General features: G+C 58.4%; 21 protein-coding genes. 17 read left to right on the top strand and 4 right to left on the bottom strand.

Annotation, left to right across the window (positions count from 1 at the left end):
* Window positions 1–69: 69 nt before the first annotated feature.
* From Q1B27_RS18585 to Q1B27_RS18570, 4 genes are read right to left on the bottom strand one after another with little or no spacing between them, the layout of a single operon-like run.
* The gene (locus Q1B27_RS18585; RefSeq protein WP_299849776.1) at window positions 70–1,200 is read right to left on the bottom strand and encodes a mandelate racemase/muconate lactonizing enzyme family protein; all 1,131 of its coding nucleotides are present in this window, start codon (window positions 1,198–1,200) and stop codon (window positions 70–72) included.
* On the bottom strand, window positions 1,197–1,796 hold the full coding sequence (locus tag Q1B27_RS18580; protein WP_299849774.1) for a dimethylsulfonioproprionate lyase family protein: 600 nt from the start codon (window positions 1,794–1,796) through the stop codon (window positions 1,197–1,199). The genes Q1B27_RS18585 and Q1B27_RS18580 overlap by 4 nt, the downstream gene beginning before the upstream one ends.
* Window positions 1,793–2,878 (bottom strand): alcohol dehydrogenase family protein, encoded by a 1,086-nt coding sequence (locus tag Q1B27_RS18575; protein ID WP_299849772.1) that lies wholly within the window; start codon window positions 2,876–2,878, stop codon window positions 1,793–1,795. Before Q1B27_RS18575 ends, Q1B27_RS18580 begins: the two co-directional genes overlap by 4 nt.
* Window positions 2,875–5,337 (bottom strand): FAD-dependent oxidoreductase, encoded by a 2,463-nt coding sequence (locus Q1B27_RS18570; RefSeq protein ID WP_299849770.1) that lies wholly within the window; start codon window positions 5,335–5,337, stop codon window positions 2,875–2,877. The genes Q1B27_RS18575 and Q1B27_RS18570 overlap by 4 nt, the downstream gene beginning before the upstream one ends.
* 71 nt (window positions 5,338–5,408) lie before the next feature.
* Between Q1B27_RS18570 and Q1B27_RS18565 the strand changes: the two genes are divergently transcribed.
* The 17 genes from Q1B27_RS18565 to Q1B27_RS18485 all read left to right on the top strand — a co-directional run bounded on the left by Q1B27_RS18565 (window position 5,409) and on the right by Q1B27_RS18485 (window position 23,279).
* On the top strand, window positions 5,409–6,296 hold the full coding sequence (locus Q1B27_RS18565) for a MurR/RpiR family transcriptional regulator (RefSeq protein WP_299849768.1): 888 nt from the start codon (window positions 5,409–5,411) through the stop codon (window positions 6,294–6,296).
* The gene (locus Q1B27_RS18560; RefSeq protein ID WP_299849766.1) at window positions 6,293–7,372 is read left to right on the top strand and encodes an aromatic ring-hydroxylating dioxygenase subunit alpha; all 1,080 of its coding nucleotides are present in this window, start codon (window positions 6,293–6,295) and stop codon (window positions 7,370–7,372) included. The genes Q1B27_RS18565 and Q1B27_RS18560 overlap by 4 nt, the downstream gene beginning before the upstream one ends.
* A 3-nt stretch (window positions 7,373–7,375) precedes the next feature.
* Window positions 7,376–8,020, top strand: coding sequence for a DsbA family protein (locus tag Q1B27_RS18555; protein WP_299849763.1), 645 nt, complete (start codon window positions 7,376–7,378; stop codon window positions 8,018–8,020).
* Window positions 8,014–8,832 (top strand): hypothetical protein, encoded by an 819-nt coding sequence (locus tag Q1B27_RS18550; RefSeq protein ID WP_299849761.1) that lies wholly within the window; start codon window positions 8,014–8,016, stop codon window positions 8,830–8,832. The genes Q1B27_RS18555 and Q1B27_RS18550 overlap by 7 nt, the downstream gene beginning before the upstream one ends.
* Before the next feature lie 48 nt (window positions 8,833–8,880).
* Window positions 8,881–9,621, top strand: a complete 741-nt coding sequence (locus Q1B27_RS18545) for a sulfotransferase family protein (protein WP_299849759.1) — start codon at window positions 8,881–8,883, stop codon at window positions 9,619–9,621.
* An 82-nt stretch (window positions 9,622–9,703) separates the two neighbouring features.
* Complete coding sequence (locus Q1B27_RS18540; RefSeq protein WP_299849757.1) at window positions 9,704–11,146, top strand: aldehyde dehydrogenase family protein; 1,443 nt, start codon at window positions 9,704–9,706, stop codon at window positions 11,144–11,146.
* Window positions 11,147–11,307: 161 nt separating this feature from the next.
* Window positions 11,308–12,138, top strand: coding sequence for a polyphosphate kinase 2 (gene ppk2, locus Q1B27_RS18535; protein ID WP_299849755.1), 831 nt, complete (start codon window positions 11,308–11,310; stop codon window positions 12,136–12,138).
* Window positions 12,139–12,271: 133 nt separating this feature from the next.
* Window positions 12,272–12,658 (top strand): carboxymuconolactone decarboxylase family protein, encoded by a 387-nt coding sequence (locus Q1B27_RS18530; protein WP_299849754.1) that lies wholly within the window; start codon window positions 12,272–12,274, stop codon window positions 12,656–12,658.
* A gap of 42 nt (window positions 12,659–12,700) precedes the next feature.
* Window positions 12,701–13,534 carry a 3-keto-5-aminohexanoate cleavage protein gene (locus Q1B27_RS18525; RefSeq protein WP_299849752.1) on the top strand — a complete coding sequence of 278 codons (834 nt, stop codon included), beginning with the start codon at window positions 12,701–12,703 and terminating at the stop codon, window positions 13,532–13,534.
* Window positions 13,535–13,911: 377 nt separating this feature from the next.
* On the top strand, window positions 13,912–15,054 hold the full coding sequence (locus Q1B27_RS18520; protein ID WP_299849750.1) for a porin: 1,143 nt from the start codon (window positions 13,912–13,914) through the stop codon (window positions 15,052–15,054).
* A gap of 97 nt (window positions 15,055–15,151) precedes the next feature.
* The gene (locus Q1B27_RS18515; RefSeq protein WP_299849748.1) at window positions 15,152–15,979 is read left to right on the top strand and encodes a sulfotransferase domain-containing protein; all 828 of its coding nucleotides are present in this window, start codon (window positions 15,152–15,154) and stop codon (window positions 15,977–15,979) included.
* On the top strand, window positions 15,979–16,848 hold the full coding sequence (locus Q1B27_RS18510; protein ID WP_299849746.1) for a sulfotransferase domain-containing protein: 870 nt from the start codon (window positions 15,979–15,981) through the stop codon (window positions 16,846–16,848). Before Q1B27_RS18515 ends, Q1B27_RS18510 begins: the two co-directional genes overlap by 1 nt.
* Before the next feature lie 107 nt (window positions 16,849–16,955).
* Window positions 16,956–17,462 carry a hypothetical protein gene (locus Q1B27_RS18505; protein WP_299849744.1) on the top strand — a complete coding sequence of 169 codons (507 nt, stop codon included), beginning with the start codon at window positions 16,956–16,958 and terminating at the stop codon, window positions 17,460–17,462.
* Window positions 17,463–17,965: 503 nt separating this feature from the next.
* Window positions 17,966–18,223 (top strand): hypothetical protein, encoded by a 258-nt coding sequence (locus Q1B27_RS18500; RefSeq protein WP_299849742.1) that lies wholly within the window; start codon window positions 17,966–17,968, stop codon window positions 18,221–18,223.
* An 11-nt stretch (window positions 18,224–18,234) separates the two neighbouring features.
* On the top strand, window positions 18,235–19,884 hold the full coding sequence (locus Q1B27_RS18495) for a hypothetical protein (RefSeq protein ID WP_299849740.1): 1,650 nt from the start codon (window positions 18,235–18,237) through the stop codon (window positions 19,882–19,884).
* Window positions 19,884–20,657, top strand: a complete 774-nt coding sequence (locus Q1B27_RS18490; RefSeq protein WP_299849738.1) for a hypothetical protein — start codon at window positions 19,884–19,886, stop codon at window positions 20,655–20,657. Before Q1B27_RS18495 ends, Q1B27_RS18490 begins: the two co-directional genes overlap by 1 nt.
* 9 nt (window positions 20,658–20,666) lie before the next feature.
* Window positions 20,667–23,279 (top strand): G8 domain-containing protein, encoded by a 2,613-nt coding sequence (locus tag Q1B27_RS18485; RefSeq protein WP_299849736.1) that lies wholly within the window; start codon window positions 20,667–20,669, stop codon window positions 23,277–23,279.
* Window position 23,280: the final 1 nt, after the last annotated feature.

Below are 23,280 nucleotides of genomic sequence, written 5' to 3'. Positions count from 1 at the left end.
GGTCCGGAGCTGCGGTGGCGAGTGGCAATTTCGCCGGGGCAATGTGAGTATTTTGACCAAGAAGAAGCATCATGACCTGCCACCATAGCTTGCGACCGCATCGCCCAGCACCTGCATGTCCGGGGTGATGCCAAGCCCGGGCGTGGCTGGAGCCGTGACGCCGCCATCGGTGACCGGCGCGTCGAGATGCGCCACGCTGAGATCGACCATGGTGCGCGGATCAAGGGCGCAGCGCAACAGGGTGCGCGGGGTTGACTGGGCGATATGCAGGATGGTGGCGCAGGATATTTCACTGCCGACGGTATCCTGGATCGACATCACCATGCCTGCCGCCGCCGCGATGCTGCGCTGGCGGATCATCGGGGTGACGCCACCCTGTTTCGAGACCTTGAGACCGACGCCATCGCAGCTGTCATTGGCGATGGCCTGAATGAGATCGCCCTCGGACTGGATCAGCTCATCCAGCAGGATCGGCACGGTGCTGCGGGCGCGCAGGGATTGGGTCTCGCGCCAGGTTGCGCAGGGTGCCTCCAGCACGAAATCGAGCCCGTCGGGCAAAAGTGCGAGCATGCGCAGCGCGTGTTCCGGCGTGAGGCCGTTATTGGCATCGGCCAGAAACCACTCTCCCGGCTGGCGGTCGGCAAGGCAGGCGCGGATACGCTCGGCGTCAAGCGCGGGGCCGCCCTCGGTTTCGGCCGCGCCGATCTTTACCGAATGACCGATGAAACCCTGCGCCCGGTGGGCGGCGATCTTGGCGCGCATCGCCTCGGGCGTGTCGCCGCCGATGGAAGAGATCACCGGCACGCGGCCCGGCACACGCCCGCCCAGCATGTCACAAAGTGGCAGACCGGCGGCCTGCGCGGTGATGTCCCAGCAGGCCACGTCAAGCGCGGTGCGGGCGTCGCGGTGGCCGCGCAGGGTTGTCTGCATCTTCTCCCACAAGCGGTCGTGCTGGCGCGGATCCATGCCGATCAGGGCCGGGGCCAGCAGGTCAATCGCGGCGCGGGTGCCCGCGGCATGGGCGGCAACATAGGTGGCACCAAACGGCGTGCTTTCGCCCCAGCCAATGCGCCCGCATGCGGTGGTGATCCGCGCGATCGTGGCGTCATAGCTGGTAAATTCGCGCCCCCCCGACAGGCGGTAAACCCCGCCCCTGACCGGCAGATCGACCTGGTAGATGTCAATCCGGGCGATCTTCATGATGGCATGTCCTCGGGCGTCAGAACGGGCGGTGTATCGAAACCGTTGCGCCAGATCACGTAGTTCAGCACCGAGCTGCCTTCAGTTTCCATTGCGTGGGGCTGGTTGCTGGCATGTTCTGAGGTCTGCCCGGCCGAGAGTACTTCGGGCGCCGCGCCCTGACAGAAGAACCGGGCGCTGCCGGCAAGGACCAGATACATCTCTTCCGCCGGGTGGTGATGCCAGCGGTAATGCAGATGGGGCGGCATATAGACCATCCAGGCGCGCATGGTCCGGCTCTGGAACGGGCCGCCATCGCCGATGATGCAGTAGCAGCCGAAACGATCCATGAAATCATCGCCGATATCGGTGCCTTTGTAGGTCTCGCGCCAGTGGGCATCGGGGCCACCGGCGCGGATCGCATCGCAGAGCGGGCCGAAGGGCGATCCCGACAGGTCGGTCTCATCGGCAAAGAGATCGGCGGAGGGGATGTGATACGGGGTCACCGGCTGGGCGGTGATGTCATCGGGGAAAGGACAGAACGCCGTCAGCCTGGGATGGGCCCGGTGCATTGCGCGAACCTGATCCAGCAGGGTATCCCAGACGGCGCGGGTCACGGCAGCACCACGATATTGCCGGTGTGGCGTTTTGCGATGAAGGCGGCCTGGGCGTCGCGCAGCTCGCTCAGCGGATAGGTGGCGGCCAGCATCGGTCTGATCTCTCCCCGTTCGATATAGCGCACCACGTCGTGAAACACGTGCTGTGGGATGATGGTAGAGCCGGTGAAGGTCAGATCGCGCAGATAAAACGTGCGCAGGTCAAGCGTGACCATCGGCCCGGCAATGGCACCGGAACAGGTATAGCGCCCGCCGCGTTCCAGCACATCTATCAGCGCGGGCCATTGGGCGCCGCCGACGATATCGGCAACGACAGTGATCTTTTCGTCGCCAAGTGCCGATCGCAGGTTGTCGGGGCAGCGCGGTAGGATCACATCGGGGCCCATGGCGGCCACATCGGCATGCTTGGCCTCGGACGCCATGGCGATGACGCGCGCGCCGCGACGCTTGGCCAGTTGAATGAGCGCGCCGCCGACACCGCCTGATGCGCCGGGGATCAGCACCGTATCGTCGGCACCGACACTGGCGCGGGTCAGCATGCCCTCGGCGGTGGTGTAGCTGCATTGGAACGTCGCCAGTTCGGCATCGCTGAGCGGGCTGTCGACCACGGCAATATCGCGCCTGTCGGCACTGGTGTACTGGGCATAGCCGCCGTCCCGTTCGGAGCCGAAATAGCCGGTCTTGTCCATGTTGTCCGGGTCAGACCAGTCGCGCTGCCAGCCATCGACCATCACGCGCTTGCCGATAAGGGACTGATCTGCGTTCGCCCCCGCGGCCACGACCCGGCCCACCGCATCGGCCCCCTGAATGCGCGGGAAACTCAAGGGCCTGCCGCCCCAGGTGGGGTCTTCTTCATCCACCTCGTCGAAGGCCCCGCCGGTGGTGGCATCGTCCACCGCCTTGGAATACCAGCCCGAGCGGGTGTTGACGTCGGTATTGTTCATACCGCAGGCGCCAACCTTGATCAGCACATCATCCGGGCCGATCCGGGGCACGGGCCAGTCTTCGTGCCACTCATAAGCATCCAGATCGCCGTGGCCTTTCAGCACCATGGCCTGCATTACGCTGGGAATATCGTTCATCCGTCCGTCCTCGGTTTCACGCTATCGGGGTCATAGGCCGGGGCGTCCAGAATGCGGCCTTTGCGGGGTTCACCCGCGATCACGACCTCGATCTCCGTGCCGGCCACGTTGGCGTGGGGTTTGATGTAAGCAAAGGCCAGAATCCTGCCCATTGTGTGCCCGTAGGCGACAGAAGCTGTCGAACCGACGACCTTGCCGCCCAGCAACACCGCCTCGCCGCCATGACCGTCATTGACGCCATCGGGTTCGATTTCCATGTAGGCGCAGACCCAGGGCATCGCGTCACTTGCGGCCTGGGCAGCGCTGGTGCGGGTGGCCTCTGCGCCCAGATAGTCCTTGTCCAGCCGGGCAAAGCGCATCACGTCGGCCTCGGGCAGGGTCACTTCGTTGGTCAGTTCGCCCGCGCCCTTGAACATCTTCTCCATCCTGAGCGCGTTCATGGCGAAAGACCCGGTATCGCGCAGGCCAAGCGGGGTGCCGGTATTGCTGATCGCCTCGTAGACCGGGGCCAGATGGGCCATCGGCATGTGCAATTCCCACCCCAGCTCGCCGGCGTAGGACATGCGCATCGCCTGCACCGGTTGTCCGGCCACGGCGATGTCCTGCGAGGACAGCCAGGGGAAGGCGGCGTTGGAGAGATCAGCATCGCTCAGTTGCCGCAGGATGTCGCGCGATTGCGGGCCCTGCAGCGCCAGCGCACCGTATTCAGCGGATTGATTGTGCAGCGTCACCTCGGCGCCTTCGGGGATGTGTTGCGAAAGCCAATCCATCACGCGTTGTTCAAAGAAGGCGGCGCAGGTCAGGTAGAACCAGTTTTCCGCCAGCCGGACGATGGTCACCTCGGCCTCGATCCGGCCCCTTTGGTTCAGCAGATGAGTCAGGATGATCTGCCCATCCTTGCCGGGCAACCGGTTCGCAACCATCCCGTCAAGGAAGGCTGTCGCATCCGCGCCCGCAATCTCGATCTTGGCGAAGGAGGAGATGTCCATGACCCCCGCCGCCTCGCGGATGGCGCGACATTCCTGCGCCACGATGTCATGCACCGGCGTTCGCCCGAAACCGTAGTAATCGCGCTGGTCCACCCCGTCGCGGGCAAACCAGCGGGGGCGTTCCCAACCATAGACCTCTTCATGCACCGCGCCCTTGTCCTTGAGCGTCTGGTATATGCCCGAGGTTTTGATCGGACGGCCCGCAAGCCGGTTGAAATGCGGGAATGGGATTTCGTGACGCAGGCAATAATCTTCTTTTGCCTTAATGACTTGCCAGTCTTTCTTTGCGTAAGCACCAAAGCGACGCGGGTCATAGTCACGCATCGAGATATCCGCCGCGCCATGTACCATCCAGCGGGCCAGTTCGCGGGTCAGGCCGGGGCCCCAGCCGATACCGATCTGGGTGCCGCAGCAGCACCAGTAATTGCGCACGCCCGGTGCCGGGCCGATCAGCGGGTTGCCATCCGGCGGGTGGCTGATCGCGCCATGCACCTCGCGGGTGATGCCAAGCTCGGCAAAAATCGGCATCCGGCCCATCGCGTTTTCCAGCCAGGGCATGATCCGGTCGTAATCGGCGGCGAAAAGCTCGTTTTCGGCCTCCCAGGGGCAGTGATCCTCCCAGACGGTATTGGGGTTCTCTTTCTCGTAGATGCCGATCAGCCCGCGTTTCTGCTCCATCCGGATATAGCCGGATACCAGCTTATCATCACGTATCACCGGAAGTTCGCCTTCCAGATCATTGAATTCAGGCACATTTTCCGTAACCAAGTAATGGTGCGTCATCGAAGTCATCGGCAGTTGCAGCCCCGACCATTCACCCATCTGGCGGGCATAGGTGCCGCCCGCATTGACCACATGTTCGGCCCTGATCGTGCCCTGATCGGTCTCGATCAGCCACTCTCCATTCTCGGCCTGCGTGATGTTTGTCGCCCGGCACCGGCGGATGATCCGCGCGCCCAGTTGCCGCGCCCCCGCCGCCATTGCCATCGTCACATTGGTCGGGTCCACATGGCCGTCCTCGGGGGTGTGCAGCGCCCCCAGCACACCATCGAGATTGTAGAACGGGTGCAGCTCGGCAATCCGGTCGGTGCCGACCAGTTCAATGTTGAACCCCAGCGAACGACCCACGCTAAGTGTATGCCGCAGCCAGTCCATCTCGTCCGTCGTATAGGCCAGCCGGAACGACCCGCAGCCATGCCAGGTGACGGCCTGTCCGGTCTCGGCTTCCAACCCGCCAGCGTAAAGCCCGATATTGTAGTCGACACATTTGCCCAGCCCGAAAGAACTGGTCGAATGGGTGATCTGCCCCGCCGCGTGCCATGTCGATCCGCTGGTCAGCTCGGCCTTTTCCAACAGCACAACTTCGGCCCCCCAGCCCTCATGCGCCAGGTGATAGGCCAGCCCCACCCCCATGACACCACCGCCGACAATGACCACCCGCGCGGTGCTGGGGAACGTTTTTTCGGACATGTCGGATTTCCTGTGTGACCCGGTGAAATTTTCCTCGACAGGCTAATAGCACATATGTACCATAGTCAATCATGAATGATACAAATGTACAATCAACCGTGTTGGAGCGCCTGACCGAAGAATGGTCGGCCCTGACGCCCGAGGCGCAGAAGGCGGCGCGCTATGTGCTGGAAAACCCGGCGGATGTCGGCGTTTCCACCGTGCGCGAGATCGCCCATGCGGCCAAGGTCAAGCCCAACACCTTTGTGCGCATGGCGCGGCAGGTGGGCTTTGACGGCTATGACGATTTCCGCGAGCCGTTCCGCGAGGCGATCCGGCGCGGGCAGGTCAGTTTCCCTGACCGGGCGCGCTGGTTGCAGGAGGTGCGCAAATCCGGCGATCTGGGCGGGCTTTATGCCGATCAGGTCGCCGCCGCGATCCGCAATATCGAAGAAACCTTTGCCGGGATCAGCGCCGAGGCGCTGAAAATCGCGGCCGAGGCGATCTGGAATTCGCGGCAGGTTTTCGTGATGGGCGTGGGCGTCAACAATTCGAACGCCCGCAACTTCACCTACCTGGCCTCGACCGGCATGACCCGGTTCCACACCATTCCGCGCGCCGGCTCGGTCGCGACCGACGATCTGGCCTGGGCCGATAATCGCGACGTGCTGATTGCGATCACCTGCCACCCCTACCGCGCCGAAGTGATCGAGGCGGTACGCATCGCCCGCGAGCAGGGGGTCAAGGTCGTTGCCATCTCGGACAGCCCGGCCAGCCCGATCATCCTGGCGGCGCAGCACGGCTTTGTCGTGGCCGCCGATACGCCGCAATTCTTCCCCTCGTCGGTGTCGACGATCGCGCTTCTGGAAACGCTGCTCAGCTTCGTGATCGCCGTCTCCAGCGAAGAAATCGTCGAGCGGGTCGAGAAATTCCACAAACGCCGCCACCAGTTGGGGATCTACCAGGAGGAGCCCGAATGAGCGCACCCATCCGCTCGCTCGACGCGCGCTATTATACCGATCCGGCGATTTTCGAGGCCGAGCGCAAGGGGCTCTTGTCCCGCAGCTGGCAATTCGCCGGACATGCCAGTGCACTGACCGAGGCGGGCGCCTATTTCACCTTCGATCTGGGCGGCGAAAGCCTCTTTTGCATCCGGGGCCGTGATGGCGAAATCCGCACCTTCTACAATGTCTGCCAGCACCGCGCGCACCAGCTGGTCGAAGGCAGCGGCCAGACCCGCGTCGTGGTCTGCCCCTATCACGCCTGGACCTATGAACTGACCGGTGAATTGCGTGCAGGCCCCAACATCAAGGCGGTGGAAGGCTTTGATAAATCAGGCATTTGTCTGACATCCGTGCGCACCGAAGAATTCCTGGGCTTCATCTTCGTCAATCTTGATGACGATGCCAGGCCGATGGACGACTGGTTCCCGAACGCCCGCGCCGAGCTGGAAGAATTCGTGCCCAACTGGGCCGACCTCAAGCCGCTCGAATGGGTTGAAATCCCGGAAAACTGCAACTGGAAGGTCAGTGTCGAGAATTACTCGGAATGCTATCACTGCGCCCTCAACCACCCGACATTCGCCACCGGGGTGATCAAGCCCGAAACCTACGATATCCAGCCGCAGGGCTATTGCCTGCGCCACACGACCGAATGCAATGCGCTGGATCAGATGAGCTATGACATCAATTCGGGCTTTGCCCATAATCAGGAATATTCCAGCTGGTTTCTCTGGCCGATGTTCTCGTTTCAGGTCTATCCCGGCAACCTGCTGAACACCTATCACTGGCGCGCGATTGACGCCGATCATGTGGTGGTCTGGCGCGGCTGGTATTCGGTCGGGGGGGCGGAAAACGCGACCGTCCGCCAGATGGCCGTTCAGGATCGCGAGACCACTGTCGAAGAAGACATCCACCTGGTCGAATCCGTTCAGCGCGGTTTGAAATCACGGGGTTACGTGCCGGGTCCGCTGGTGCTTGATCCGAAATGCGGGGTCAATTCCGAACATTCGGTCATGCATCTGCAACACTGGATGCGGGAGGCGGTAGACGGCTAGGGGATGGGCGCGCGGGTCGAGGTCTTTTATTCGCTACAAAGCGACTATTGCTATTTCCTGCTGGATCGCCTGATCGGGCTGGCCGGGCAGCGGGTCGAGGTGGTTATTCGCCCGGTTCTGGGTGGCGTGGTTCGCCTGCCCGAGCGTTTTCGGGACCGGGACGCGTTGGAACAGCGCTATTTCGCGACCGACACCGCGCGGCAGGCGGAATATCTCGGTTTACCTTACGCTTACCCGCAACCGTCGCCCATCGCCTTCAAACCCAATTCGCTTTGGGTTGCCGAGGAAAAACAACCGCTTAATGAGCATCTCAACCGGCTTTATGTTGGCGCAACCCGGCATGGCCGCGGTCTGGCGTTTCTTGATACGGTGGGCCGCATGATCTGGAACGGGTCGACGCCCGGCTGGGACAAGGGCGATCATCTGAAAAACGCGATGGCAATGATTGGATTGGAAATGGACACTGTGCTGGCCCAGACCAATTGGGCGGCTGCCAAGACGGATCTGGACGCCAACGCGCGGGCGATGCTGACAGCGGGCCATTGGGGCGTGCCGCTGATGATCTATCGCGATGAGCCCTTTTACGGTCAGGACCGGTTTGATCAGTTGATCTGGCGGATGAAACAAACAGGAGATTTGCCATGCTGATGCCCGAAACCTGGCGGCCCGAGCACAAGCTTTTCCCGCATCAGGTGGGATTTACCTGCCCGCCGTTTGATTATGACGCCGCCCCCAGCGATTTCCTGCGTATGGCGCCGGACACCGTCGGTGTGCATGGCTGGATGCTGCATGCGCCGGAGTACGCGCACGGCCTTGATCAGCGGCGCGAAAATTTCTCCATGATGGAGGATTTCGTGCATTGCATGGCCCGCAACGGCGTCGATGTGGCGGGGCAGGTGGGTTCGAACTGGGTGCATGCCAGCGGTCTGGGGGTCGACGGCATCCGCCAGCATTGCGAAGACCTCTCGGACAAGTACGGCGTGCGCTTTCACATGGCGGGCTACGCGATGGTCGAAGCGCTCAGGTCGATGAATGTCGAAAAGGTAGCGCTCAACGCCGCCTATCACTGGCCCGAATGGTGGCAGGGCACGGTTGGTTTTCTGAAAGAGGCCGGGTTTGATGTCATCTGGGCCGGCAATTTCCACGATCAGGGCTGGTTTGACAGTCAGGAGGCGGTGAATGAGTGCCGCTGGGTGTTCGACGGCGATCTGGCAACAAAATCCTTTGACTATGTGGCCAATGAGGCACCGCAGGCCGATGCCTACCTGATCAACGGCATGTGCAATTTCCGGTCCGGACCGGGCGGCCTGCCGCAACGGCCCCTGCACCTGACAGGCATGCTCGAAGATCGCCTTGGCAAACCGGTGATCGGCCACGACACGGCGCTCTACTGGCGCATTTTCAAATCCCTCGGCCTCGCCCCGACGACGCCGCGGGGAAGATTGCTCGGCAGCCTGTGATCGCCGCTCTTTTTCTTCTTGGTTCAAATACTCCCGCCGGAGGCAAACATGCATAAAATCGTCGCCCTCTGGGCCGTTCCCCGCTCAACCTCGACCGCATTTGAATGGATGATGCGCCAGCGCGGTGATCTGGACTGCCTGCACGAACCTTTTGGCGAGGCATGGTATCAGGGCGAGGAACCGCTGTGGCACCGGTTCACCCCCGGCGATGTCACCACACCGGGCCTTACATTGACGAGCGTGTGGGCCGAAATTCAGGCCCGCGCCGAACACGGCCCGGTCTTCCTCAAGGACTTCCCGCATTACATCAACCACATGTGGCATGACGAATTTCTGTCGCATTTCACCCATGCCTTTCTGATCCGTGATCCCGCCAAGACCATCACCTCGATGCATCACAAATGGCCGGATTTTCACGAGGGCGAGGTCGGGTTTCCCGAACAGCGCGCCCTGTTCGATCTGCTTTGGGCGCTGAACGGGGCGCCGCCGCCGGTGATCGACAGCGACGATCTGCTGGAAAACCCGCATGACATGACCCGTGCCTTCTGTGGCGCCGTGGGCATCCCTTTCCTGGCGCAGGCGCTGCGCTGGGAGCCGGGCGGCGATCCGTCGGCACATAGCTGGTGGGATGGCGGGTCGTTTCATGCCAATCTGGCCAAATCGACGGGGTTTACGCCGCAGAAACGCAAATATATCTCGCTGGATGATACGCCGCACCGCGTACAGCAGGTCTATCGCCGGATGAAACCGCATTACGACCGGCTGTATGCCAACAGAATTCAGATTTGACGTCGGTGGATTTCACCGACGTAATACCGACAAAATACCGACGTTATACCGACATCGGAAAATCGGCCCGGATGGGGGGTAAATGAAGGACTATTGGCAGAACTATATTGACGGCAGATGGGTCGATGGCGGGGTAGGGCGCGTCGACGTATTCAACCCCGGTACCGGTGAGAAACTGACCGAACATGCGCTGGCGGATGAGGCCGATGTGGACCGCGCCGTGCAGGCGGCAAAGCGCGTGCATGCCTCGGGCGTTCTGACGGCGATGCGGCCCATCGAACGGGGTCGGATGGTGCAGGCGATGGGGCGCTACCTGATTGATAACATACATGAAATCGCACGCACCCTGTGCCTTGAGCAGGGCAAACCCCTATGGGAGGCCGAGCGTGAGGTGCGCGGTGCGGCGCTTTATTTCGAATATTACGGCAATCAGGCCTCGACGGTCGAGGGCCGGTCGATCCCGCTGGGGGAGGGGTATTTCGACTTTACCGAGAATGAGCCCTATGGCGTCTCCGCTCAGATCATCCCGTGGAATTTTCCACTGGAAATGACCGCCAGATCACTGTCTGCGGGATTGACCACAGGCAATGCCTGCGTGGTCAAAACGCCCGAGCTAACACCCTGTTCCAATTGGGTTTTCGCTGATGCCGCACGGGCTGTCGGGTGGCCCGACGGGGCGGTCAATCTCCTGTGTGGTTGGGGGCATCAGGCAGGTGCCGCGCTCAGCGCACACCGGGACGTGAACCAGATCGTCTTTACCGGCTCGGTCAGGACCGGGATCGCCATCGCCACGGCTGCTGCCAGCAATGTCGTGCCCTGCGTGCTGGAACTGGGCGGGAAGTCCGCCGCAATCGTGCATGACGACGCCGATCTGGACGCGTTCGAGAATGATATTCGCTGGGGGATCTACCTGAATGCCGGGCAGGTCTGTTCCGCGATGAGTCGGGTGATCGTGCATGAAAGCCGCCATGACGAAGTGGTGGAACGTGCTGTAAACATTGCCAAATCTCTTTCTGTCGGGCTGGGAATTGAACGTACCGAGGCGGGCGCGAATATGGGGTCGATGGTATCGGATGCACAACGAGACCGCGCCGCCGGGATGGTGGCCGAGGCCGAAGCGCAGGGCGCGCAGCTGGCCACTGGCGGGCGCAAGATGAACATCCCCGGTGCGTTTCTGGAACCCACAGTGCTTCACCATGTCAGCCCCGATATGACAGTGGCCCAGGACGAGGTTTTCGGACCCGTCATGTCGGTGATGAAGTTCCGCGACGAAGCCGAAGCGATCGAGATTGCCAATGGCACGCAATACGGTCTGGTAGGCGGTGTCTTTACCCGCGATCTGGATCGTGCCACCCGGTCGGCGCGCCAGATCCGAGCGGGACAAATCTTTGTAAATCAATGGTTTGCCGGTGGCGTCGAAACACCTTTCGGTGGCTATGGTAAATCCGGCTATGGCCGGGAAAAGGGGCGTGAGGCGTTGTGGAACTATGTTCAGACCAAGAATGTCGCGATCAGGCTGGGCTGAATAAGGCCGGGGTATATACCGGCGGGTTAATCACAAGTGAGACCACTGGCACAGGCAGTCGACGCAGTTGCGTTTTGCCCAAAGCTTGCGTTGAGGCCCGCAGATCGTGTTCAATCCCACGATCAATCGCCGCCAGAGCGTTGAATTCAGGGAGAGATATAATGACAGAAGCCTTTGCCGAAGACAAAACCACGAAATCCCGCAAGATTTCCAACAAGAAATACAATGCCGCGATGTCTGAAATGCAGGTTGAACTGGTCAAGCTGCAGGAATGGGTCAAGCAGGAGGGCTTGCGTGTTGCGCTGATATTCGAAGGCCGGGATGCGGCGGGAAAGGGCGGGACCATAAAACGTCTCACGCAGTCGCTAAGCCCTCGTGTTGCAAGGATTGTTGCCCTGCCGGCACCCACCGAGCGCGAGAAAACCCAATGGTATTTTCAGCGCTACGTCACCCATCTGCCCGCCGCCGGTGAGATCGTGATTTTCGATCGGTCCTGGTACAACCGTGCGGGTGTCGAGCGGGTGATGGGGTTTTGCACCGAGGAGGAATACGAGGAATTCTTCACTTCGGTCCGCGAGTTGGAGCGGATGCTGGTGCGGTCCGGCATCACCCTGATCAAATACTGGTTCTCGGTCAGTGATGTTGAGCAGGAACGGCGGTTTCAGTCTCGTCTGACCGATCCGCTGAAGCGATGGAAGCTGTCGCCAATGGACCTGGAATCACGCAAGAAATGGGTGGATTATTCCAAGGCCAAGGACGAGATGATGGCGCGATCAGACATCCCCGAGGCGCGCTGGCATGTGGTGAATGCAGATGTGAAGAAACACGCAAGGCTGAACTGCATCGCGCATTTTCTGGATCAGATTCCCTATAAGGACACGACGCCCGAACATATCGATTTTGATGAACGTCCCGAGCATCCAGAATACGAGCGCCCGGCGTTTTCAACACAAAATATCATTCCCGAACCGTTTACGCCGAAAAAAGGATAAGGTATTGATGTTAAACGGGATATCTTGGTTTTATGAGAGGTTCTGAGCGCCTTTGACCTGAATGTCTGGCTGTGGCCGGGCGCGATCTTACCAAAAAGCTGCTGACGGCATATCAAAGAAGGAAGTCACGACGATGAGCACATTTGACGAAGACCTGTTTCTGAAAGGTCTTGAACAGCGCAAGGCCACGCTTGGCGCGGAATATGTCGAAAACAATCTGGCGGCGGCGGATGATTTCACCCGGCCTTTCCAAGAGGCGATGACAGCTTGGTGCTGGGGCTTTGGCTGGGGCGATGACGTGATCCCGGCAAAGACGCGTAGTATGATGAACCTCGCCATGTTGGGGGCGTTGGGCAAGATGCATGAATGGGAGGTGCATTGCCGGGGCGCGATCACCAATGGGGTGAGCCACGAAGAAATCCGCGCCATCATCCACGTTGTTGGTATCTACTGTGGTGTGCCGCAGGCGATCGAGTGTTTCCGGTCCGCCAAGAAAGTGTTGGCTGAATATGAGGAGTGAGGCCGTTCGACAGATGCAACTGGGCGCGCTATCGTGTCGGGCATGACCCAGCCTTGTATCATATGTGTCGCCATCACCGGGTCGGTTCCAACCAAAGCTGACAATCCGGCCGTGCCTGTTACCGTCGATGAGCAAGTCGAAAGCACCCATGCCGCGTTCGAGGCTGGTGCGTCGATAGCGCATTGTCATGTGCGCAATGATCAAGGATTGCCCTGTTCCGATCCTGATCGGTTTGCCTTGCTGAGGGAAGGCATTCGGAAACATTGCCCCGGCATGATCGTGCAGTATTCGACCGGAGGGCGGTCAGGTGCGGGGGCTGAACGTGGTGCGATGTTGTCGCTCAGGCCGGATATGGCCTCACTTTCTGTGGGATCGAACAACTTTCCGACCCGCGTCTATGAAAACCCGCCGGACCTGATCCAGTGGCTGGCGGCCGAGATGCGCACCTATCAGGTGACACCCGAGATCGAGGCATTTGATCTGAGCCATATCCTGCATGCGATCCGGCTGCATCGCGAGGGTGTTCTATATGGTCAGTTATATGTGCAGTTCGTGATGGGCGTGAAGAATGCCATGCCTGCGGATCGCGAAGTGTTCGATTTCTATGTCCGTATCCTGAGTGAACGCGCGCCCGAGGCCCAGTGGTGTGCCGCCGGCGTCGGCCCCAACCAGATTGCGGTCAATGAATGGGCGATTGCCGCAGGCGGGCATACCCGTACCGGTCTTGAAGACAACATTCGCCTGGATCGCCATACGTTGGCGCCATCGAATGCGGCGCTGGTCGCCCGCTGCACCGCGCTCTGTGAGCAATATGAACGCCCAGTGGCCACGGTGGCTGAGGCACGTGCGATCCTGGGGCTTGAGGCCGCCGCATAGCCGGAATCACCACAGGCCAATTCCTACGCGCTGCCGATTCTGTGCCCGGGTGAGGAGATGTGGCCAAATCGCAACGCCCAAACCTTTGCTGAGCGCGAAAATCAAACGTGGCCACAACGCCACGCTGTATCGGACCATCAAGCGTAGAATGTCAGGGAATCCCAGTAAAATAAGGGAAATACAGGTGGGTGCTTCGGTGGGGGTCAAAGTGGCGCTGCGGGAGTGTGTGATTTAAACGTCACAACGCCGGCAACAACGATTTGGTAGAGGGGGCATTCGTTGACAGTCGGGGGGTATTTGCAGCATTCCATCATTCAAGTCGTGTCCACGTTGGGGACGGCGGAACTTTAATCTCTTGCTTATGAGGAGGGACACCCTTGAAAAAGCAACTTCTCTGCACCAGCGCGATCGCACTTGGCGTTGCCGCTGCTGCTCCTGCTTCGGCCCAAAGCTGGGACCTGGACTGGGGTGGATACATGAACCAGCACGTAGCATGGTCGGACTCGTCCGGCACAGGCTTGGCTGCGGGTACAGAGTTTGACGGCATCGACACGCTGAACAACTCGGAAATCCACTTCACTCCGTCGATCACTCTGGATAACGGCCTGACATTCGGCGTTAACATCCAGTTTGAAGGCACCAACAACGGTGGCGGTGCCACCGGCATCGACGAATCGTACATGACCATCAGTGGCGACTCGTTCGGTAAACTGGTTATCGGTAACGAAAACTCGGCAGGTTACCTGTCGCAAGTTGCCGCTCCTCAGGTTACTTCGATGTACATCAACTCGCCTTCGGTTTCGGCCTTCCTGCCGTTCACCGCAGCCGGCGTTGGCATTCCTTTCCGTGACGCGAAGCACTCGGGTTACACCGAAGTTGCGGGTAACAACGACGTTAACCGCCTCACATACTACACACCGAACTTCAACGGTCTGGTAGTTGGTGTTTCGTATGCCGCAACCGACACTGTTAATGCTGGTAACAACTTCAGCATCAACCGTAACGGCGCAGGCACTGTTTCCGATATCTTCGACATCGGTGTTAACTACAGCGGCACCATCGGTACCGTTGACCTGAACGCTGGCGCACGCTGGGGTACAGGTTCGGTTAACGCAGCAACCAACCCAGGTGTTTCGGATCCCGAAACATGGGGCATCGGCGCAACTGTTGGCTTCAGCGGCTTCACCATCGGTGGTGGCTATGCTGAGAACGACAACGGCGGTGTTGGCGGTGTTGGCGGTGTAGCAGGTCGTCCGGACTCGGAAGGCTGGAGCTTTGGCGCGACATATGACGCACCTGGCCCATGGTCGTTCGAAGCTCTGACCTACCAAGGTCAGAACGACAGCGCAGCAGCTGGTGACGATGACTACGAAGCCTATCAAATCGGCGCCGCCCGCGACTTGGGCCCAGGCGTTAGCTGGAACGTTTACGCCGTATGGCTGGAAAGCGACCTGGCAGCGACTGCAGGCACCGACCTGGAAGGTACCATCATCGGTACAGCCATCAACCTGAGCTTCTAATTCAGGTAGATATTATGCGGCGGGGGGGTGACAAACCTCCCCGCTGTTTTTATGTGAAGTGGTACGTTTATCGCCACAACACACGGATTTCCCCCAAATGAAGAAAAGCATCGTCTGGCTGGCATCCTATCCGAAGTCAGGCAATACCTGGACGCGGATTTTCCTTGCCAATTACCTGACGAACGCCAAAGAACCTGTGCCGATCAATCAGGTGCATAAATTTGGTATGGGTGATTCAATTCCCAAGACCTATCGCATGGTTGGCGGTCCCGATGTCGATACCATGAATGTGAATGTGACGCTGGCCCTGCGAGATAAGGTTCTGCGCGGCATCGTGGCGAACAATGCCGATGTCAATCTGGTCAAAACCCACAATATCAACAGGCCCGCCTTGGGCGCGACGCTCATCCCTGAAAAATACACCAGGTCGGCCGTCTATATTCTTCGCAACCCGCTTGATTTGGTTCTGTCATACGCCCGACATTATGGCATGAGCGTTGATGATACGATCACGGCGATTTCTCATGCCGATCACGTAAATCAACCGGATGAAACAACGGTTTTTCAGTTCCTGGGCAGTTGGTCTGACCATGTTGAAAGCTGGACAAAGGCGACGCCTTATCCAACCTGTGTTCTGCGCTACGAGGATTTGCTGGCCGACCCGCATGTCTCTTTCGCCAAGGTTCTGCAAAATATTGGTGTCCCGGTAGAAGATGAGCGGCTGGATCGTGCTGTCCGTCATTCAAGTTTCAAGGAAGTATCGCGCCAAGAAAAGAAAGATGGGTTTGCCGAAAGATCGCGGCATAGCAAAACTTTCTTCTCGAAGGGCAAGAGCGACAACTGGAAGACGGAGTTGAGCGAAGAGCAGGTTGCCCGGGTGCGAAAGCTGCACCGTAAGGTCATGAAAGCATATGGGTATTTCTGATGAATGATCTTCGTCGGATTATCTGGTTGGCGTCTTTTCCCAAATCCGGGAACACCTGGGTGCGTGTTCTTCTGGCAAACTACTTTATGCCAAAGACCAGCGCCCCGGATATTAACAGCCTGAGCAAGTTCACGACGGGCGATATTCGGAAAGATTTTTTTGACCGGGCATTAGGACGGCCCTACAGCGCATCGTCGATCGAGGAATGGCTTCAGGTTCGGCAAAAGGCCCTGAGGTTGATCGCGGCCTCCAAGCCCAATCATCATTTCGTAAAGACGCATTGCCAGACCACCCGGATGTATGATCTGGATGTGATCCCGCCCGAGGTCACGGCTGCTGCGGTCTATGTCATTCGTAATCCGTTTGATCTGGCGCCGTCTTTTGCCCGGCACCAATCTGCGGATCTTGACACGACGATTGAGCGGATGTGTTCGGATAAGAATATCATGGCGACGGATACAGGCATGTATGAGTTGCTTGGCCGGTGGGACGATCATGTGAACGCCTGGACAATGGCGCCGGGCCTGCCGTTGCATATCATTCGGTACGAGGACATGCTGGCCAGCCCGGGCAAAGTAATCTCGACCATGCTTGAGAAGTTCATGAAAGTTAAGGTTGATCGGCCCAAGCTGGCCTATGCGGTCAAGGCGGCAAGCTTCAAGTCATTGCAAAAGCAGGAAAAAGAGATAGGGTTTTCGGAAAAGCCCGCGACGATGAAAAGCTTTTTCACGAAAGGCAAGTCAGGGGCCTGGCGCGAGGATCTGACGCCGGCGCAGGTTGGGAAACTCCGAAGCGAATTCGCGGCCACGCTTGAAAAGTGGTATCCTGAGATGCTGGAAGAGACCGCGGCTTTTTCTGCAGGCGCCTGACATGTAATGACGGGTTGTTGAAACGGGTTGAATGGGCTTTTGGCTTGTAATCCGTTTCCACAGGCGCAAGATTTCGATCCAAACGCAATCGACGGAAGGCATGTGCCATGAAACTGACAAGCGCAACGCTGATATCAACCTTGGCGATGGCTTCTTGCACGACATATGTTGGTCAGACTTACTCTGCTCTGCTTGGCGATGATCTGTTGCTTTCAGGCGGAAGCTATTCTTCGGGCGGCGGGATCACACTTGCCGCGGAATTCCGTGAAAAGGATGGTCGTACGCTGCTTTGCGGTGCCTGGGCGCAAAGCAAAGAACAGTCTATATTGACCAAAGGCGTCGCGAAAAACGTGCTGGCGTCGGGTGCGATTTACCAAGGTCGAGACCGGGTGGCGCAGGGGCTTTCGTTCATGCAGGAGGTTGCACCGACTGCTGAGTATACCGGAAGTGATGCGCTGTGCCGCCTGACCGAACGACCATGGAAAGCCGGTGATGATGCGCAGGACTTCACCATCCGCCTGCCGCGCAAGCTGGTTTATCAGGATGTCGATGACCTGGGTGGCGGCATATTCGTGTACTTCACGCAAACAGGCCCGGGTGCAGGAAGCCCCTGAGTCGCATACACCTATGAGTAGTATTTTGTGGATAGCCGGGACCGTCTGATTTTACGGTGTTGCGGCCAAGGTTTGATTAACCTTGTAAACCTCGGTCAGAGCTTTGTGAAACGTGATTTTATATACAGTTTTGTTTTTTATACATAAAAAAAGAAAAAAGCTTCTATTGCTGACGCTGAGAGCGAAAAAACTTTCACCTGCTTATGAGGCAACTGGTGAGCATCGGCCAGTCTGGTTACTAATTCTTCATTGAACCAACCAACCTTGTCGCTCGTACTTTGCAACCAAAGCGGGTGTTTGGGAAACATGAAAAATTTGGAATTTGCCGGATGTCGTTTCAACGCATTCGGTCCGGGTGTCTTTGACGTCGGTCGGCTTGATCACGTTGACCAAGCACCGTCCAAATCTTCCTGATCTGCCTTTGGCAAAGCAAAGAGCGAACGTCTCGCAAGAGCGGATCGCGTGCATCTTTACTTGGTTGATCCCGACAGGCCCTCCACGCGTTGGCCCGGGTTTTTCTAGCGAAACCCATTGGTGAAGCGTCGGGCACGGCCCTGGCGACGGTTGGGGCGAACATATCCAGTTTCGATCCGACCGGGATTGCAGCGGGTAACTGGCGATTGCATGTCGGGGTTATCGACGGGGCAGGCAATGCGTCGAATGTCCTGAGCGGGGATTTCACATTTATTTCCGGAGGCTTGGAGCTGAACGGCGATCCGCTGGTTTGGAACGGCGACCCGGTGATCTTTAACGCGGCATGAGGAGTTAGACCATGGCGACAGAATTCAATACAGGCGGTGACGGCTCTCTGAACGAGGCGGTAAAAAGCCGATACGAGGCGAATACAGACACGAATGCCTTTACAGATGCTGAAAAAAGCAAGCTGGCAGCGATCCCGGCGAATGCAGAGGCAAACGCAGTCGATAGCGTGAATGGCGCGACAGGTAATGTTGTGCTTGATGCTGACGATATAAACGACGATGCGAGTGCCCATAAGTTCGCGACCGGGGCGCAGCTTGCCAAGATCGACAGTGTCGAAACTGGGGCGACCGCAGACCAATCAGGTGCTGAGATAGTATCGGCGATTGACGCGGAACTGGGGGGCGCGACATGGCAATCCGGTGGTGGCGGGGGCAGCACTGTCGACGTTGTGTCGAATGTCGCACAAGGCCGAATTCTGGGGCGGACCTCAACTGGCAACGGTGATAGCGAAGAGTTGACCGCGGCGAATGTCAGAGCGTTTTTGAATGTTGAGAATGGTGCGACTGCGGATCAATCGGGTGCGGAAATCGTATCGGCGATTGATGCGGAACTGGGTGGTGCGACATGGCAATCCGGTGGCGGTGGGGGCGGCACGGTCGATGTCGTTTCAAATGTCGCCCAAGGCCGTATTCTGGGGCGAACCTCGGGCGGCAGTGGCAATAGCGAAGAACTGACCGCAAATGATGTCAGAAGCTTCCTGAATGTCGAAAACGGTGCCAGTGCCGATCAGTCCGGGGTAGAGATCAAGGCGCTCTATGAAGCGGAAAGCGACACAAACGCTTTTAGTGACGCAGAGAAATCAAAGCTTGCAGGCGTGTCCCCCGGGGCCACGGCGAATTCCGGTGCTCTAGCGGATGCCGACACAGTGGGAACCGCAGAGATCGACAATGGCGCGGTGACTCTGACCAAGATTGAGCAGATTTCTACAAATCGACTGCTTGGCCGTACCAGCGGAGGCACTGGTGAGGTAGAAGTCTTGAGCGCAGGCGCTGTTCGGGCGATCCTGAACGTGATGACATCCGCGACGTTGTCCTCGAATGCTGACGGATCAGGTGCCGCACTTGTCGGTATCGCGGATGCAGGCGCATTCACTTCGGAAACGGATGTCGAGGGGGCCCTACAGGAGATTTATGGGGTTCTGGACAATCATGGGGACATTGTCACTCAGGACATTTCCAACTTTGTTCGTAAGAGCGAGCGTGAGGTCATTGTTTTTGACGCTGGTGGATCACACACGGTACCACGCCCGACCCAGGCCAGCGACAAGACGGTTATATGGTTCAATCACGGTTCACAACTCCCTGATAACATGGGTGCTTTTGATATCGCGACGGGTCAGGGGTTTGGTGTCGCCAACGTCAAAACGCAGACCGGTGCAAGCTATACGCCCGTCATCGGCGATGTGGGCTTCAATATTGACATGGATAATGCGTCGTCAAACACGGTGACAATCCCGACAAACGCAACGGTCGCCTTTGAAGTCGGTTCGGTCATTTCCATCACTCAACTTGGCGCTGGTGCAACCACGGTCGCAGGCGATGCTGGCGTGACGGTTAACGGAACAACGGCGGGCAGTGTCACGATCAACAACCGGTATTCAGGCGTTGTGTTGCGCAAAGTCGCAACGAATGAATGGGTTGCCCAGGGAGATATCTCCTGATGGACAGCGCAGCATTCAGCCTGATCCGCAGCGGCATTGCGCAATCTGTCCCAAGCGTATTGGGCTTTGCCGAAACCGGTGCCAGCAGCGGCGGTTCTGCTTGGTTGCAATTTCCGTCGCCTCTTCCCTCTAGCGCGGAACATCTTTGGTTTCTTTCCTACGAATCCTCCCAGGATGCCAAACGGACGTTGGTGGGTTTTGAAAATTCCAATATCAGAAACGGGCTTTCGCAGGATTGGAACAACGGTACCGATGGCTTTCAGACGCCTCGTCTAAAGGTCATCATAGATTCCGGCATCAAGGATTACGTGATGCCGGCACAGGTGCTCGGGGATAGGCTGCATCTGCTGGTGTCGTTCCAGATCGTTGGAACGGATGCCCAGATAAAGGCCTATCTTTGGGATGAAACCAGCGGTGCCTGGACCGAGGCGATTAACGCCCTTGAAACTGGAGGAACATCGACGGTGTTCCCCTATGGGGCGGAAAGCGGCACGTCGCTGTTTGCATCCTTGGGCGGGCAGCGGATAACCGATTTGATTTCGTATCGCGCCTCTTTTTGGACAACGACGGAACTGTCAGGCGGGCTGCCCGACATTTCGCAGGCTGCTGTACGGAACAATTTCACCAATGGTCTGAACCTTGTCGATCCCGCGATCAGCCATTCCGCCTTTGGTGTTCCCCTCTATGACATCCACGGCCCGGCTGCGACCTACAACGCTGGAACCAATCTGGGGTCTGGCGGAGATTTCACGGTCAACGGCACCTTCACGTAAGGACAACCCATGCAGACAATCGACAGCAAGCCACTGACGGCGACCGGCAGTGGACCCATTCGAACAATCCCCCGCGTTCCCAATAACGGAAACGAAAACCCAAGCGGCGATCCGGCAACGCTTTCTGCTGCGGCAAAGGCGCTTGCGGAATCCTATGACGATGCGGCCTATTCAGACACGCGGCTGCGGATGGATGTAAACAGCATCAAAAGTCACTGTAATCGCGCCACCGCCAATGTGGTTGCCGTCGTCAACGGGAACTGGTCGAGTGATACGACTTGGTACAACACCGACAGCGGAACGCAGGTGAAGCCCGTCTCAGGCGACAAGATTCTGATCCCGCAGGGGATCGAGGTCACCTATGATGAAAACTCGGATATCGAATACGACTGGCTTCGGGTTGACGGAACCCTCAGCTATGACACGTCCGGGGACAGAAAGATCGTGGTCGACACGATTTTTGTGGATCACACAGGCCTTTACAAAATTGGTACGCAGGCAAGCCCGGTTCCTGCGGATACGACGATCAACATCGAATTCGCAGATAACGGCGATCTGGATGTGTCGAATGACCCCTTCAAGATGCAACGAGGTTTCGTGTGTTTTGGCACCTCGCTTATCTATGGCGCGCCCAAGCAGGCATATCGCCGTGCGGTAGGGAGCATTCCGCAAGGAGCAACCTCAGTTACATTGGATGGCGCTGCATCCGGGTGGCAAGTTGGTGACGAAATTCTGATCACCGGCACGCGCATGAAGGGGTATTCGGACGCTAACTGGGAGCCTTGGGAAAACGAAACGCGCCTGATCACGGCGATCGACAACAGCTCACCATCGGCACCGGTCATTTCTTTCGCCGCGCTAAGTTTTCCGCATCCGGCCTGTCATCGCCGGGCATCCCTGACGGCGCATGTGGCCAACCTGACGCGTAACATCAAGACCTACACCGCAGGTGCCAATCCGCTTAACAAGCATCGTGCACACCAGTTGTTCAAGAACAAGGACGCCAACGCGGTCGAGTATATGGAGGCCCGCAAAATGGGTCGTACCGACATGGATGCGCGCAATGGGCAGACCCCCGTTGATCTGATGAAATACATCATGGGCGGCGGTACCGTCGACGCAGATACCAACACGACCGGTCGCTATGCCTGGCACTTCCATCGGAACGGTCCGGATGACCCGACACTGAACCCGACGATCTTTCGGGGGCTAGTGGGCATGGATAACCCGGGCTGGGTATATGTTCACCATGACAGTCACGGTGAAATGCACGATTGCATTGCCTATGATTTTCAGTCGGTGGGCTTTACCGGCGAGGGAGGCGGCAGTTTTGGCGAATTCAACGGCTGCTTTGCTTCTGGTTCTCGTCGCCCCTGGACATCACTTGAGGGGAGCAAGCTAAAAGACGGTGGTCATGACATTGGTGATCTGGGTCATGGGTTTTGGACAAACAGCCGTCCGCTCAACGTCAAAAACTGCATCGCATCAAATTGCCAGTCGGGCTTGTTCTGGACCTCGCGGGTTAGTTTTGGCACCAACGTGTACCCCGGCATCACCGAAGAAATTCGTGCGTTTTATGGGCTTTCCGCCCTTCCGGGAACAACCATCCCCAAAGCATTCTCGGCAATTGAGGGCTTTGAGAATAACGAGGCCTATGCCTGTACTTTCGGTGGTGTGGTCGCCAAGAAGCAACCGGTCCAGCATCACAATCTCAGATCATTCCTCGACGGGTTCACCGCGTGGGAGGTCGATACCGGGTTCCATTGGCAATACACCTCTGGCTATTCGATGAGGGATTTCGACCTGATCGGATTTGATTCATCACACCGGACCGGATCGCCGAACAACCCGGGCATCGGTTTTGATGTTTTCCGTCAAACAGCGGATATGGTTCTTGTGAATCCCAAGGCAGAGAACTTTGCTCGTGGCGTCTCTTTCCCGCAAAGCTCGGGTGAGAATTTCGAGACCAACATGCTGCACAAGGTCATTGCGCCGACCTTTACGGACTGCACCAATAATTACTACGCAGGCAGTGCAACCGGAAAAGCCGCCTATGCGTTTACCCCGCCGTGGGATGCGTTGGGAAATGGCAATCTGGATGTCGAGGAACTGGCGCCCGGCTCACTGGGACCAGGGGGTGTTGGCAGCATTACGACGACCTACACCACAGATGTCAGCTATTGGACAGGAACGGGCAACTTCACGATTGCCAGCCAGCATAGCTACACAGACAGCGTCGGCACACAAGAAAGGTATTCGGGCAGGTCTTCATCCGCGAATGGGTACGGTGACAAAATCATCGGCCAGGAAAACACCCGTAACGAGGGCAAAGTCCAGAAAGAGCTGGGCATACTGGTTCTGATCAGCAAGACGCAGATGGAGCAGATGATTAAGGCTGAAGGTGTCTTTACCAGTGCCGCCGGTGACAAGGTGCTGCTGATCCCTGACATCATCCAGGACCGCGCGGATGGCACGTCGACCTATTTCTACACGCCCGTGGCTCTGCGGATGCCAACCAATCAATTCAACAATATCGGACCCGCCGACAACGGGCCGCTTGATGACGGACCGGGTGGCGCCTGGGACAGTTTCAATCCCGCCGGTACGCCGGGCCTCACCTAGG

Origin of the sequence: uncultured Roseovarius sp. (genome assembly GCF_947489715.1) — a bacterium.
Taxonomy (GTDB): domain Bacteria; phylum Pseudomonadota; class Alphaproteobacteria; order Rhodobacterales; family Rhodobacteraceae; genus Roseovarius.
This window is presented reverse-complemented; position numbering and strand designations above follow the sequence as displayed.